The sequence below is a fragment of the Amycolatopsis dendrobii genome (assembly GCF_014145675.1).
Lineage (GTDB): Bacteria > Actinomycetota > Actinomycetes > Mycobacteriales > Pseudonocardiaceae > Amycolatopsis > Amycolatopsis dendrobii.
The window spans coordinates 14,709-27,288 of sequence record NZ_JACGZW010000007.1 but is presented as its reverse complement, the minus strand read 5'-3'; the positions used below and the strand labels follow the sequence as shown (position 1 = coordinate 27,288).

At 68.6% G+C, this 12,580-nt stretch carries 13 protein-coding genes; 8 read left to right on the top strand and 5 right to left on the bottom strand.

Annotated features, from left to right (window positions below; all coding sequences use genetic code 11):
- Window positions 1-3: 3 nt before the first annotated feature.
- From H4281_RS20840 to H4281_RS20830, 3 genes are read right to left on the bottom strand one after another with little or no spacing between them, the layout of a single operon-like run.
- Window positions 4-516, bottom strand: a complete 513-nt coding sequence (locus H4281_RS20840; protein WP_182892630.1) for a hypothetical protein — start codon at window positions 514-516, stop codon at window positions 4-6.
- Window positions 517-573: 57 nt separating this feature from the next.
- Window positions 574-1,674 (bottom strand): DUF4034 domain-containing protein, encoded by a 1,101-nt coding sequence (locus tag H4281_RS20835; protein ID WP_182892629.1) that lies wholly within the window; start codon window positions 1,672-1,674, stop codon window positions 574-576.
- 12 nt (window positions 1,675-1,686) lie between these two features.
- Entirely contained in the window at window positions 1,687-3,123 is a 1,437-nt protein-coding gene (locus tag H4281_RS20830) for a M48 family metallopeptidase (RefSeq protein WP_182892628.1), read from the bottom strand.
- Between the two features lie 177 nt (window positions 3,124-3,300).
- On the opposite strand from H4281_RS20830, the gene H4281_RS20825 reads away from it, so the two are divergent.
- On the top strand, window positions 3,301-4,491 hold the full coding sequence (locus H4281_RS20825) for an RtcB family protein (protein ID WP_182892627.1): 1,191 nt from the start codon (window positions 3,301-3,303) through the stop codon (window positions 4,489-4,491).
- Between the two features lie 57 nt (window positions 4,492-4,548).
- A complete protein-coding gene (locus tag H4281_RS20820) occupies window positions 4,549-4,926 on the top strand; it encodes a DUF8711 family protein (protein WP_182892626.1) in 378 nt (125 codons plus the stop codon).
- Between the two features lie 107 nt (window positions 4,927-5,033).
- On the opposite strand, the gene H4281_RS20815 is transcribed toward H4281_RS20820, so the two are convergent.
- Window positions 5,034-6,182 (bottom strand): MFS transporter, encoded by a 1,149-nt coding sequence (locus H4281_RS20815; RefSeq protein WP_376771929.1) that lies wholly within the window; start codon window positions 6,180-6,182, stop codon window positions 5,034-5,036.
- Between the two features lie 672 nt (window positions 6,183-6,854).
- On the opposite strand from H4281_RS20815, the gene H4281_RS20810 reads away from it, so the two are divergent.
- The gene (locus H4281_RS20810) at window positions 6,855-7,412 is read left to right on the top strand and encodes a hypothetical protein (RefSeq protein ID WP_182892625.1); all 558 of its coding nucleotides are present in this window, start codon (window positions 6,855-6,857) and stop codon (window positions 7,410-7,412) included.
- A 113-nt stretch (window positions 7,413-7,525) separates the two neighbouring features.
- On the opposite strand, the gene H4281_RS20805 is transcribed toward H4281_RS20810, so the two are convergent.
- Window positions 7,526-8,578, bottom strand: coding sequence for an alpha/beta hydrolase (locus H4281_RS20805; protein WP_182892624.1), 1,053 nt, complete (start codon window positions 8,576-8,578; stop codon window positions 7,526-7,528).
- A gap of 185 nt (window positions 8,579-8,763) precedes the next feature.
- Here H4281_RS20805 and H4281_RS20800 point away from each other — a divergent pair, with 185 nt between their 5' ends.
- The 5 genes from H4281_RS20800 (at window position 8,764) to H4281_RS20780 (ending at window position 12,551) form a co-directional block, all read left to right on the top strand.
- Window positions 8,764-9,336, top strand: coding sequence for an NADPH-dependent FMN reductase (locus H4281_RS20800; protein ID WP_182892623.1), 573 nt, complete (start codon window positions 8,764-8,766; stop codon window positions 9,334-9,336).
- 132 nt (window positions 9,337-9,468) lie between these two features.
- Window positions 9,469-9,891 carry an organic hydroperoxide resistance protein gene (locus H4281_RS20795; protein WP_182892622.1) on the top strand — a complete coding sequence of 141 codons (423 nt, stop codon included), beginning with the start codon at window positions 9,469-9,471 and terminating at the stop codon, window positions 9,889-9,891.
- A 43-nt stretch (window positions 9,892-9,934) separates the two neighbouring features.
- On the top strand, window positions 9,935-10,411 hold the full coding sequence (dps, locus tag H4281_RS20790; protein ID WP_182892621.1) for a DNA starvation/stationary phase protection protein Dps: 477 nt from the start codon (window positions 9,935-9,937) through the stop codon (window positions 10,409-10,411).
- Between the two features lie 94 nt (window positions 10,412-10,505).
- Window positions 10,506-11,897, top strand: coding sequence for a glutamate decarboxylase (gene gad, locus H4281_RS20785; protein WP_182892620.1), 1,392 nt, complete (start codon window positions 10,506-10,508; stop codon window positions 11,895-11,897).
- A gap of 27 nt (window positions 11,898-11,924) precedes the next feature.
- Complete coding sequence (locus tag H4281_RS20780) at window positions 11,925-12,551, top strand: TIGR03085 family metal-binding protein (RefSeq protein ID WP_182892619.1); 627 nt, start codon at window positions 11,925-11,927, stop codon at window positions 12,549-12,551.
- The last annotated feature ends 29 nt before the right edge of the window (window positions 12,552-12,580 follow it).

The following is a 12,580-nucleotide window of genomic DNA, read 5'->3' as shown; positions in this document are numbered from 1 at the left end:
GTTTCAGGGGCCGGGCAGTTTTCCCTTCTTCCGCTGCCGCGGCTTGATCGGTTTCAGCCCGAACGCGACCCGGATCTCCGGCTTCTGCAAGGGGCGCAGCACAGCCTGCATCAAGAAACCCCACAGGATCAGCCCGACCGGCGCGCCCGCGGATGCCGAACTCGTGGCGAACGTCAGGATCGCGCCGAGCAGCAGCATCGCCATGAACCCGCACTCCAGCCAGATGAGCGCGAGCATGACCGCGCGCTGCCGCCTGCCCAGCAGGACAGCGCACACCACGAGCGCGCTGGTCAGCGCCGAGTTGATCACCAGGATCGTCACCGGCAAGGCCACCGCGCTCGACGTGCCGCCAAGCCCGAGCAGGTAACCGACAAAGGCCGCGAGCGCCAGGTAAAGCACGGCCTGGCCGCCGATCGCCCACCGCATCGACCGGATTCCTCGCCGCACCTCCTGCTCCGCGTTCGCGCCCGACGCGGGCATCGGCTGGTAAGGGCTGGTCGGGAACACCTCGGACACCACCTCAGATTCGGGAACCGGGCCAGGAGACCACTGGTCGTCCGGGACCGGTCCCCGCTACTTGGCGAGCCGGCAGGCCCGGTTCCGGTGAGTCCGGAATTCGTGGCTCGCTCCGTAACCGCTGTACGACCACACCCGTCCGGACGCGCTCCGGCCGAGGTGGCGGAACTGCTCCACCGCCTCGGTACCGCGCCGGAGTTCGACGAGCGCACGGGCGGCGAAGGCACGGCTGTTCGGGGTGTCCGGCGCATCCCGGCCCTCGCCGTCGAGCCACGGCAGCAGCCGGTCGAGCGCGGCTTCGACGCGCTTGTCCCGCCACGCGTCCTTGACGCCGGCGAAAGACGCTTCGAACGCCGCGGCAAGCGGCAGCCACGCCAGTTTCGGATGCTTCGCCGCGCCCTCTTCGGCGAATGTCCACATCAGATCATTGGTGCCGAACCACTTGTCGCACCAGTACTGCAGGGCACGCGCGTGCGCGTGGACGTGCAATGGATCGCGCGCCAGGACGCCGTCCCACACCGTGCGGAATTCGTCGTGACCGTACTGCCGGCCCATCGCGATCATGCACCGTGTCGCCCACGGCGTCGGGTCGTCGGGAGCGAGTTCGGCGGCGGTCTGGCTCGCTTCGTCGGCCTCGTCGAGCACGCGCTGGAATCCCCTGAATTGCTCCGCACTGACGTACTTCGCCTGCCGGGCGCTGCGGATTTGCCACGCCACATTCGTGAGTGCGTCGGCGTGGACCGCGGCGGCGTCCGCGTCGTCGGGGCGGGCCGCCCGCCAAGCCTTCAGGGCGGTGTCGTCGTCGGCCGCGACCTCGCCGAGAAGACTCACGACCGAACTGCGCCGGTCCCAGTCCTTCCCGATTCCGGCGAGCAGGTCAGCGCCCGGCTGCCAATTCCCGGCGGCGTGCGCGACTTTGGCGTCCCGAACCGGCTTCGGCAGCAGCGGCTTCGTGGTGATCTTGGCATCCGGCGGCAGGCCGAACCGTTCGACGTCCATCGGCTTGATCGGCGGGACGAGATAGCGGGCCAGGTCGCTGCTGCCGAGCGTGCGCATGTAGTCGGAAGTGGTCAAGCCGCGCTTCTTGGCGTCTTTCGCGATTCCCTTCATCATCCGGCGGTATCGCGGAACGGTGTAGAGCTTGATCAGTCCCAGCAACGGGGTTTCCTCTCAGGAATGAGTCGGGGCGAGCAACGCGCGAAGCGCAGCGGTGTCCCCGTCGACCGCCGCGCCGACGGCGGGATCCAGTTCGGTGGCATACGGTTCGGCCAGCACCAGCTTCGCCGGTCCGGACCAGGACAGTTCCCAGTGCGCCGCACCGGCTTCGGCGAGCTGTGCGTGCAGCACAATGGACAGTCGGCAGTGGACTTGATCTCGATAGAGCTCGCGCTTGGCCCGCGTCCGAGCCTCCGGCGGAGCCGTGGGATCGGCGATGTCCTCAAGGTGTCCGGCGTCGAGCAGATCGAGCAGGTCGTCGATGCTGCGGCTGCGGAGAATTCGCAGCGCTTCGGCCTGATTCGAATCGCGCACCCCGATGGCGACCAGGCTGGCCCAGTCGAGCTTCTTCTTCGAGGCCGCGCTCTCCGTGAAGCCGGTCGCCAGCACCGCGTCGAGTAGCGCCATTCCGTTGCGGAGAAGATCCGTCGCCGGCCGTTCGCCGCCGGGCGGAACGGGGACGTCCGGCGCGGCTTCCAGCAGTGCGATCCGTTCTGAAGTCGGCGGGTGGCTGTCGTACTTCGAGGCAGGCCGCGACGGCGGATTCTCCCGCAGGGAAGCAAATTCCTTCGCGCGTTTTCCATCGGCGAGCAGCAGTTGGTAGCCCTCGGCCATCCGCTCCGGGAGATACCCGGAGGACCAGGCGATCGTCGCGTAGTCGTTCAGGAAGAGCCACCACGCAGTGTCGAGCACTTCGGCCTCGCGCAACGCGGTTGTCGCTGCCGTGGTGCCCGCGACTCGCGCGGAATCGAGGTCAGCGGCGAGTTCCTGTTCCCGGCTTACCCGCATCGAGACCCGGAAGTACAGCGCGGCATACGCGCTGAAGACCGGCCGCAGCAACCAGGCCGACCGGTGGAGTCCATCCACGACTCGCCCGATCGTCTGCCGTCCGCGATAGGTCGCGCCGGCGAACCGGGTATGGCGATTGCTGTAGTGCGCCAGTTCATGCCCGAGAACGGCGCGGAGCTGGCAGACCCGCGTCCCGGCGAAAAGCTGCGCGCCGATGAACATCTGGCGCCGCACGCGCAACCCCGCCCAGTGCGTCTCCTCGTGCACCGCTGCGTTGGCCTGGGGAACCAGGCAGATCTCATCCGGTGGCCGGGTGCCGACTTCCTTGGCGAGTTCGCGGACGGCCGCCCACAGTTCGGGCTGTTCCGCGGGCGTGACAGGCACTCCCTCCGCGTCGTCGCAGGTCCGCTCGAACGTCAGCAGGGCGCTGAACAGCACATACAGCACCGGAACCACGAAGAACGCGAGCCGCCCCGCGGAAACCGGGCTACGCTGGAACGCGGCGATCTCCAGCCAGATCAGCGCCCCGGCGACGGCGAGCATCAGCACCGGGAAACCGGCCAGCAACAAGACAGCGAGCAACGCCCGCGACGAGCTCTTCATCGAAAAACGGAATCCTCCCCAAGACCGGCACCCTGGGCGAACCGGTCGTCCGAGCCCGTTATCGACGAAAGCGCCGATTTCGTTTCATCGATGCACCGGCGCCGGTAAAACCCGTTGTCGCGAGCGCCCGAGTGCCGGATGCTGAGCGGGCAAACTTCGTTCTGGGAAAGGAAAGTCATGTACACGGCAGTGGACGGCGCGCGGGTTCCGATCCGGATGTGGGCAGATCCCGCGTCGGTCGAAGACCAAGCGATGCGGCAACTGCGCAACGTCGCCAACCTGCCTTGGGTCCACGGCGTCGCGGTGATGCCGGACGTCCACTACGGCAAGGGCGCCACGGTCGGCAGCGTCATCGCGATGCGCGACGCGGTCTCCCCGGCCGCGGTCGGCGTCGACATCGGCTGCGGGATGAGCGCGGTGCGGACCTCGCTCACCGCGAGCGACCTTCCCGACGACCTCGGCAAGCTGCGCAAGCGGATCGAATCGGCGGTGCCGGTCGGGTTCGGCCTGCACAAGACGCCGGTCAACACCGCGAAGGTGCACGGCGTCGGCGGCTGGGATACGTTCTGGAAGTCGTTCGGCGACCTGCATGAAGGCGTCCAGGACCTGCGCAAGCGGGCGCACTTGCAGATCGGCAGCCTCGGCGGCGGCAACCACTTCATCGAGGTCTGCCTCGAACAGGGCGGAGCCGACGAGGGCCGCGTGTGGCTGATGCTGCATTCGGGTTCGCGCAACATCGGCAAGGAACTCGCTGAGCGGCACATGGCGATCGCGCGGAAGCTCCCGCACAACCGGGATCTGCCGGATCCCGACCTGTCGGTGTTCGTCGCGGACACGCCGGAAATGCAGGCGTACCGGCGCGACCTTTTCTGGGCACAGGATTACGCGGCGCGGAACCGGGCGACGATGGTCGCGCTGGTGAAGCTCGCGGTCGCGGAGGTAATTCCGGGAACGACGTTCGACGACGCCATATCGTGTCATCACAACTATGTCGCCGAGGAAACCTACGACGGCGTCGACCTGCTCGTCACCCGCAAGGGCGCGATCCGGGCCGGCTCCGGAGACCTCGGGATCATCCCGGGCAGCATGGGAACGGGTTCGTACATCGTGCGCGGACTGGGCAACACCGCGTCGTTCGAATCCGCGTCCCACGGCGCCGGGCGGCGGATGTCGCGGACGAAGGCCCGAAAGACCTTCACCGCCGCCGACCTCGCCGCGCAGACCTCGGGCGTGGAATGCCGGAAGGACACCGGGGTCGTCGACGAGATCCCGGCCGCGTACAAGGACATCGAGACGGTGATCAAGGCACAGACCGACCTGGTCGAGGTGGTCGCCCACCTCAAGCAGGTCGTGTGCGTGAAGGGATGAGGAAGTCCCGCGGGCGAATCGCGCTGGTGCGCCCGCGGGACCCGCTACCCTGAGGGCATGAAGAGCTGGGGGGTGGCGGTCGCCTTGGTGGCGGCCGGAACGCTGCTGGCCGGATGCGACCAGGTCGATTCGGCGGTCAATCAGACGAATTCAGCGGTGGACAAAGTCTCCACGTGCACCGAGGCGCTCGGTTTGGCGGACCTGAATCCGTTGGTGGACGGCGAAAAGCTCAAGGCCCGTGCGCAGGACAAGGAACGGCGGCTGCGCGAGCTGGCGGCCGACGTCAAGGAAGAAGACGTCAAGAACGCCCTGCTCGGCATGGCCGATTCGTACGTCCAGGTGCAGAAGGAACACCTCGAGGACGCCGGGGTGATCGCCCGGTGGACCAAACGGAACCTGGAAAAGCTCGACGGGCTGCGCAAAGCCTGCACCTGACCGCCGCCCGGCTCGCTCCTCCCGCAGAGGTCCGTGAGGGGAACCCACGTACCTCACGTCGTCGAGCTGCAGCCATTGCCAGAGCCGCACCCGAACGCGGCATCAGCTCAGCGGCGAGCCCGAACAGCAGCCGCCAGCGAAGGGGTCCGCACCGAGCTCCGGCGCAGCGACCACACCAGCCCCAGCGCGGCCAGCGCCAGCCCGCCGAATCCGGCCGCCGCGAAACCCCACGCCGGGCTCGAATGGTCGATCGCGAAGCCGACCACCGGGCTCCCCGCGGCCAGTCCGAGCCGGGTCGACGCGTCTTGCAGGCCCATCGCCTCGCCGCGGACGGCGGGCGGCGCGAGTTCGCTGACCGCCTCCGTGGTGGCGGCGAGCGTCGGGGCGCAGACCAGGTTCGTCGGGATGAGCAGCAGCATCAGCAGCCACCACGGCTGCGTCACCAGCCCGACCGGGATCACCAGCAGCGCCAGCAGCAGCATCAGCAGGCCCTGCGGCAGCGACTTCCGCACCGCGCCGTGCACGATGCCGCCGATCATCGACGCCGCGCACATCACCGCGATGACCAGGCCGGTCCAGCCGACGTCGCCGTGCGAGCGCAGCGCGGCCAGCGTCGCGACCTCCGTGCCGACCAGGCAGAACAGCGTCCCGGCGGCGATCAGCAGGGTCGCCAGCAGCCGTCCGGTCAGCCAGGACCGCAGCGGTGGCCGCACGGTGCCGGTCGGGGCTAGTTCGTCCTCGTTCCGGATCGGCGGGTTGAGCAGGAAGATCAGCAGCGCGGTGACGCCGAAGATGGTGCCGATGCCGCTCAAGGTCAGTGTCGCCGACAGTTGCGAGATCGCCGCGATCCCGGCCGCCGGGCCGATCATGAACGAGGCCTCGACCAGGATCGTGTCCAGCGAGTACGCCGCGCGCCGCTGTTCGGCGGGCACGAGCGCGGCCAGGATCTGCCGCGCGAGCGAGCCCGCGGGCACCGACAGCACGCCGGCCGGAAGCGCGCACGCCACCAGTGCCCCGTACGAAAGATGCGGGGCCGCGAACCAGAAAGCGGTGGACGACAACCCGCACACCGCGACCACCGGGCGCAGGCCGTACCGGTCGATCGTGCGCCCGATCACCGGCGCGCCGAGCGCCATGCCCAGCGTGACCGCCGCGCCGACGACACCGGCCGCGCCGTAGCCGCGGCCGAGACCGCTCACGACGTACAGCGTCAGCGTCACGCCGGTCATCGTCATGGGCACGCGTGCGAAGAACATCAGCGCCATCGACGGGCGGACCCCGGGGACGCTCAGGACGCGGCGATACGGCTGAAAAGGCACGTACCCCATGAGAGCAAGAGTTGGTACGAGCGTGCAACTTCTTTTCGTCACACCCGCTGAGCGGCGCCCGGGCACCCGTCCGGGTGTCGCGCAGGCGTTCGGCGGACCCGGAAAATGCGAGCGCGACCTGGGTGATAACTTCATCGGCAACGCCGAAAAGCATTCTCGCCGCCGATTCGCGAACAGTTTTTCATATTTCCGCGCCGACCTTGGAGTTTTCCGGTCGCGGCGGTGGGGATCCCCGGAAAAAGGGGAGCGGGCTCGAATGCGGGCGGCGGTGCGTGCGTGGGGGACCCTCCACGGTCGGACGAGCGAGATCGCGCGTCCCGACAGGGTGATGAAGGTAATCGATCACGAACTACGCCTGTGTGAGTGAGCGATGCCGCCGTTCGGGCAATCCGGCTACTATGAGTCAGATTCAGATCCGCGGTCCGTGATCGTCGGGGGACGCGCAAGCCGTCCACGTTAATCAATTGCGGGCCGGTTCCCGATTCTTGGATTCGGCACGTAAGGGTTAGAAAAACTCCCTATCCGGTGATCGGCTGGTGTTGGGCCGACACGGCGGGTATCGATTTACCCGGCAGGTCCCAGAGGCCAGGGAGGTAAAGAATGAAAGGCAAGATCGGGCGGATCATCGCTGTGGTCGCCGCGGGCAGTCTGCTGGCCGTCGGCACCTCGGGGATGGCCTCCGCGAGCCCGGCGGGCGGCAAGGGGTCCTCGGCCACTCAAGCCGTCGCCGCGCAGGTACTGCAGATGCGGGACGACCTGACCAAGGTGGCGTACGCGGGCGATGTCGCCAAGACGAGGGCGGACCTCACCCGGCTCAGCCCGGTGCTCGCCGACATCGCGGCGGGCAAGCGCTACCAGGTCCAATCCGAAACCCAGCAGCTCTCGTCGGCGGCGAAGGTCCGCGCGGACGAGTCCAACCGGCTCCTGGCCGACCCGACCGCGACGCCGCGGCAGATCCCGCCGTTGCCGATCCCGCCGCTGCCGGACCTGCCCGGACCGCTCAAGGCGGTGAGCGACCTGGTCAAGGGCCTGCTCGCCGCGGTCACCAGCCTGCTGGGCGGGCTGCTCGGCGGAGTGCCGGTGCCGCCGCTTCCGGTACCGACGCCGCCGCTGCCGGCACCGCCGGTGCCCGCCCCGGTGCCAGTGCCTGGGACCTGAACGGGCTGAACAGGAGGGGGAAAGGCCCGGAGCCTGGTGCGGTTCGCCGCGCCAGGCTCCGTTCCATGTCCGGGGTCGTGAGCGCGCACGCCGGTTCTAACCGGCATTGCCACTCACGACGACTTCGCGAGCCCCACGCGCAGCGCGCCGGCCATCTCCGCGATCGCCTCGCGGAACCGTGTCCCGACTCCGGCGAAGTTGAGGAATCCGTGGATCAGGTCGGCCTGCCTGCTGACCGCCACCGGAACGCCGGCCGCACGCAGTTTCTCCGCGTACGCCTCGCCTTCGTCGCGCAGCGGGTCGAAGCCCGCGGTCACGATGTAAGCGGGCGGGAGTCCACTGTGGTCAGACGCGAGCAGCGGCGACAGCCGCGGGTCGGCCTTGTCGACGCCCTCGGGCGCGTAATGCCCCTCGAACCACACCATCGCCTCGTCGGTGAGGAAGAGGTCTTCGCCGAAGATCTCGCGAGACCGGCGTCGCGTGGTGAAGTCGACCGCCGGGTAGATCAACAGCTGGAACGCGGGGGCCGGGCCACCGCGCCGGGTCGCCTCCAGCGCGACGACGGCGGAGAGGTTGCCGCCCGCGCTGTCGCCGCCCACCGCGATCCGGTCCGGGTCCGCGCCGAGGTCGGCCGCCTTGGCGTGCGCGTAGTCGAACGCGGCCAGCGCGTCGTCTACTGGTCCGGGGAACGGGGTTTCCGGCGCGAGCCGGTACTCGACCGACAGCACCCGGACCCCGGCGTGCTTCGCGAGGTAGCGCGCGGCGTTGTCGTGCGTGGCCCGGCTGCCGATGACCCATCCGCCGCCGTGGAAGAACACCAGCAGCGGCGACGGTTCCGGCAGGCCGGCCGGGGTGTAGAGGGTGGCGTCGAGAGACCCGTCGCCGGACGGAATGGCGACGTCGCGCGTCGCGACCGGGTCGATCCGCTTGCCGTTGACCAGGTGCTGGCTCGCTTCCAGCAGCGCGCGCGACCGCTCGACCGACCCGTTGACCAGCGAAGCGCCGGAGAGCTTCTGCAGCTTCAGCAGCAACTGGGCGTCGAGGGCGAGTTCCTGGCCGTCCAGCCGGAGCGGCGCTCCGGCGATCAGCCTGCGCACCGGGCGGGGCAGCCAGAACAACAACTGCGCGGCGGCAGCCTGGGCACGGATCTGCGGCGGAATGGCCATCGTTCCTCCTCGAACGCCGGATGAGCCGAGGCTACTTGCCAGTAGGTACGTTGGTCCAGTCGGCGTGTGACCCAAGCCTCCGTCTCAGATCCTGGTCCTCTACTTAGGTAGAGGGGTTAGCCTCAAAACGAGCCAGCGTGGCGCAGCCACTCCATTGAGAGCGGTGGTGGGGAGGAAGGTCGGAAGTGACTTCAGCGAAAAAGGTCAAGGTGCTGGGCATTGGCGGCTCGCTGCGAGAGGGCTCGCAATCCGAGCGCGCGTTGCGCATCGCGCTCGCCGCCGCCGAGGAACGCGGCGTCGTGACCGAGCTGATCCCGGGCCCCGAGCTGGTCCTCCCGTTCTACGACACCGCGATTCCGGAGCGGGACGAACGCGCGCGGAAGCTCATCGAAGGCGTGCGCCAGGCGGACGGGCTCATCGTCGTCTCGCCCGGCTACCACGGCGGGCTGTCCGGGCTGGTCAAGAACGCCCTGGACTACATCGAAGACCTCCGAGAGGACGCCCGCCCCTACCTCGACGGCCGCGCGGTGGGGCTCGCCGCCGTCGCGTACGGCTGGCAGGCCGCGGTCACCACGCTCGAACAGCTCCGCACGATCACGCACGCGCTGCGCGGCTGGTCCACCCCGTTGGGTGGTTCGATCAACTCCGCCGAGACGAAGTTCGACGAGGGCGGCGGCGCGTCGGACGAGAAGAGCGTCCGCACGTTGCGTCTCATCGGGGAGCAGGTCGCGGAGCACGCGTTGCTTCGCGCACACTGAGGTTTCGCCTCCTCGAATCCCGGTTATTCCCGGGGTGATGACTGCCATGCCGGGGCACGGTTCCGCGGATGCGGGACGTTGGACTCATTGAGACGCTGACTCCGGAGGCGTCCCGATGAGGAGGTAACACGCATGGCCGAGCCGATCTACACCGCCGTCGCGACCGCGCGAGGAGAAGGCCGCAACGGCGACGTGACGTCCTCGGACGGCGTGCTGGACGAGTCGCTGGCGATCCCCAAGGAGATGGGCGGTCCCGGCGGGGACAAAACCAATCCGGAGCAGCTGTTCGCCGCAGGGTACTCCGCGTGCTTCCTGAGCGCGCTGCAGGCCGTGGCCCGGCAGGCGAAGGTCGCGCTGCCCGCCGCGACGGTGACCGGTTCGGTGAGCGTGTTCAAGAAAGACGTCGGATTCCAGCTCGGCGTGCGGCTCGACGTTTCGCTGCCCGGTTTGGCGAAGGCCGACGCCGACCAGCTGGTCGAGCAGGCACACCAGGTCTGCCCGTATTCCAACGCGACCCGCGGCAACATCGAGGTGGAGCTGACCACCAGTGTCTGAATAGGCACCGTCTGAACCTTAAGACAGAGGAGGGACACCCGAGATGACCACTTCCCCGATCAAGAGCCCGCTTTCCGACTCCGACAAGGAGATCACCGGCAACGCGCTGCAGGCCACGCTCGCCGACCTGATCGACCTCTCGCTGATCGCGAAGCAGGCGCACTGGAACGTCGTGGGCCAGAACTTCCGCAGCGCGCATCTGCAGCTCGACGAGCTGGTGTCGACCGCACGGCAGTACGTCGACGAGGTGGCCGAGCGCGCCGCCGCGATCGGGGTTTCGCCCAACGGCAAGGCGAAAACCGTCGTGGCGACCTCCGGTGCGCCGGAGTACCCGGACAACTGGCAGTCCGTCGAGTCCACCATCGCCGCGATCGTCGACACCCTCGCGGCGCTGATCGACCGGCTCCGCAAGCGTATCGACGAGACCGACAAGAGCGACCTCGTCACGCAGGATCTGCTCATCGAGATCACCCGGGCGCTGGAAGAGGCCCACTGGATGTGGCAGGCGCAGCAAGCCTGACCCACGCCGCCTGACCGAAAGCCGCCCGCCCTTGTCGCGGGCGGCTTTCCGCATCCGGTGGTCGTCGCGGGCGCCCGGCAGTAGGTTCGCTGACATGGTGCTGCATCAGGGGAAACAAGATCGGGCAGACCGGAAGACCGGCACGAATCCGTTGTACGCCGGGAGCAATCCGGCGCTCGCCGCGGACTTCGCGATGCCGCGCGACCGGCTGCGGGACGATTCGCTGCCGCCGGACACGGCGCTGCAGCTGGTGCGCGACGAGCTGATGCTCGACGGCAACGCGCGGCTCAACCTCGCCACGTTCGTCACGACGTGGATGGAGCCGCAGGCGCGCGAGCTGATGGCCGAATGCGTCGACAAGAACATGATCGACAAGGACGAGTACCCGCAGACCGCGGAACTCGAGCGGCGTTGCGTCAACATCCTCGCCGATCTGTGGCACGCGCCAGATCCCACCAACATCATGGGCTGCTCGACCACGGGGTCGTCCGAAGCCTGCATGCTCGCCGGAATGGCGTTGAAGCGGCGCTGGTCGAAGCTGGGCCGCACCGGGAAGCCGAATCTCGTGATGGGCATCAATGTCCAGGTGTGCTGGGAAAAGTTCTGCGAGTACTGGGAAGTCGAGCCGCGCCTGGTGCCGATGGAGGGCGACCGGTACCACCTGTCCGCGGAAGAAGCGGTGAAGCTCTGCGACGAGAACACTATCGGAGTCGTCGCGATCCTCGGCTCGACCTTCGACGGCAGCTACGAGCCGGTCGCCGAGGTCGCGGCCGCCCTCGACGCACTGCAGGAGCGAACCGGCTGGGACATTCCGGTGCACGTCGACGGCGCGTCCGGCGCGATGATCGCCCCGTTCCTCGACGAGGATCTGGAATGGGACTTCCGGCTGCCGCGCGTCGCGTCGATCAACACTTCCGGGCACAAATACGGCCTCGTCTACCCCGGCGTCGGCTGGGTGGTGTGGCGCGACAAGGAGGCGCTGCCCGAGGAACTGGTGTTCAACGTCAATTACCTCGGCGGCGACATGCCGACCTTCGCGCTCAACTTCTCCCGCCCTGGCTCGGAAGTCGCCGCGCAGTACTACACCTTCGTCCGGCTGGGTCGCGAAGGTTTCCGTGCGGTACAACAAGCTTCGCGCGACGTGGCGACCTACCTGGCCGGCGAGATCTCCAAACTGGAGCCATTCGAACTGCTCACGCGTGGCGACCAGCTGCCGGTATTCGCCTTCACCACTCGCTCGGACGTCACCGCGTTCGACGTCTTCGACGTTTCCCGCCGCCTCCGCGAACGCGGCTGGCTCGTGCCCGCGTACACCTTCCCGGACAACCGCACCGACCTGGCCGTGCTGCGCGTCGTCGTCCGCAACGGCTTCACCCACGACCTGGCCGACCTGCTGCTCGCCGACCTGAAGCGCGTGCTGCCGGAGCTGAGCCGCCAGCCGTCCCCGCAGCACGACCCAGCCACGTCGACGGGATTCCACCACTGACCGCTACCAGCGAGTAACCTGGCTGGTATGGGCCTTGCCAAGGATGAACGCCAAGCGCTGAGCGACCTCTTCGAGCAGCTCGGCCCGGACGCCCCGACCCTGTGCGAGGGCTGGCAGACGCGGGATCTGGCCGCGCATCTGGTCGTGCGAGAGCATCGACCGGACGCGATGCCCGGAATCGTGGTGCCCGCGCTGGCCGGTCACACGCAGAAGGTGCAGGACGGCGTCGCGGCGCGCCCGTGGGACGACCTGGTCGCCCAGGTCCGCCGCGGCCCGTCCCGGTTCTGGCCGACGTCCATCGGCCCGGTGGACGAGGCGACGAACAGCGCTGAGTTCCTGGTGCACCACGAGGATGTCCGCCGGGCACAGCCGGAGTGGACCCCGCGTCCGGCAGACCCTTCGCGAGACGCGGCGGCCTGGAAGCTGGCGACGCGGACGGCGAAGCTGAATCTGCGCAAATCCCCGGTCGGGGTGGTGCTGCGGACCCCGGGCGGCCAGTCGGCTTCGGTGAAGTCAGGCGCGCCGGTGGTCACGGTGGTGGGCGAGCCGGTGGAACTGCTGCTGTTCGTCTTCGGGCGCGATGCGGTGCAGGTGACTTATGAGGGTGACGATGCCGCGGTAGCGCAGTTGAAGGGCGCTAAGCGCGGGCTGTGAGCCGGGCCGTCCAGGGGACCCCTGGACGG

Bases quoted from the DNA above. Each gene is read 5' to 3' on its own strand.
- dps (WP_182892621.1), top strand. From the start codon at position 9,935: ATGACCACTTCCCCGATCAAGAGCCCGCTTTCCGACTCCGACAAGGAG.
- H4281_RS20820 (WP_182892626.1), top strand. From the start codon at position 4,549: ATGAAGAGCTGGGGGGTGGCGGTCGCCTTGGTGGCGGCCGGAACGCTG.
- H4281_RS20815 (WP_376771929.1), bottom strand. From the start codon at position 6,182: ATGTTCTTCGCACGCGTGCCCATGACGATGACCGGCGTGACGCTGACG.
- H4281_RS20805 (WP_182892624.1), bottom strand. From the start codon at position 8,578: ATGGCCATTCCGCCGCAGATCCGTGCCCAGGCTGCCGCCGCGCAGTTG.
- H4281_RS20830 (WP_182892628.1), bottom strand. From the start codon at position 3,123: ATGAAGAGCTCGTCGCGGGCGTTGCTCGCTGTCTTGTTGCTGGCCGGT.
- gad (WP_182892620.1), top strand. From the start codon at position 10,506: ATGGTGCTGCATCAGGGGAAACAAGATCGGGCAGACCGGAAGACCGGC.
- H4281_RS20825 (WP_182892627.1), top strand. From the start codon at position 3,301: ATGTACACGGCAGTGGACGGCGCGCGGGTTCCGATCCGGATGTGGGCA.
- H4281_RS20810 (WP_182892625.1), top strand. From the start codon at position 6,855: ATGAAAGGCAAGATCGGGCGGATCATCGCTGTGGTCGCCGCGGGCAGT.
- H4281_RS20780 (WP_182892619.1), top strand. From the start codon at position 11,925: ATGGGCCTTGCCAAGGATGAACGCCAAGCGCTGAGCGACCTCTTCGAG.
- H4281_RS20795 (WP_182892622.1), top strand. From the start codon at position 9,469: ATGGCCGAGCCGATCTACACCGCCGTCGCGACCGCGCGAGGAGAAGGC.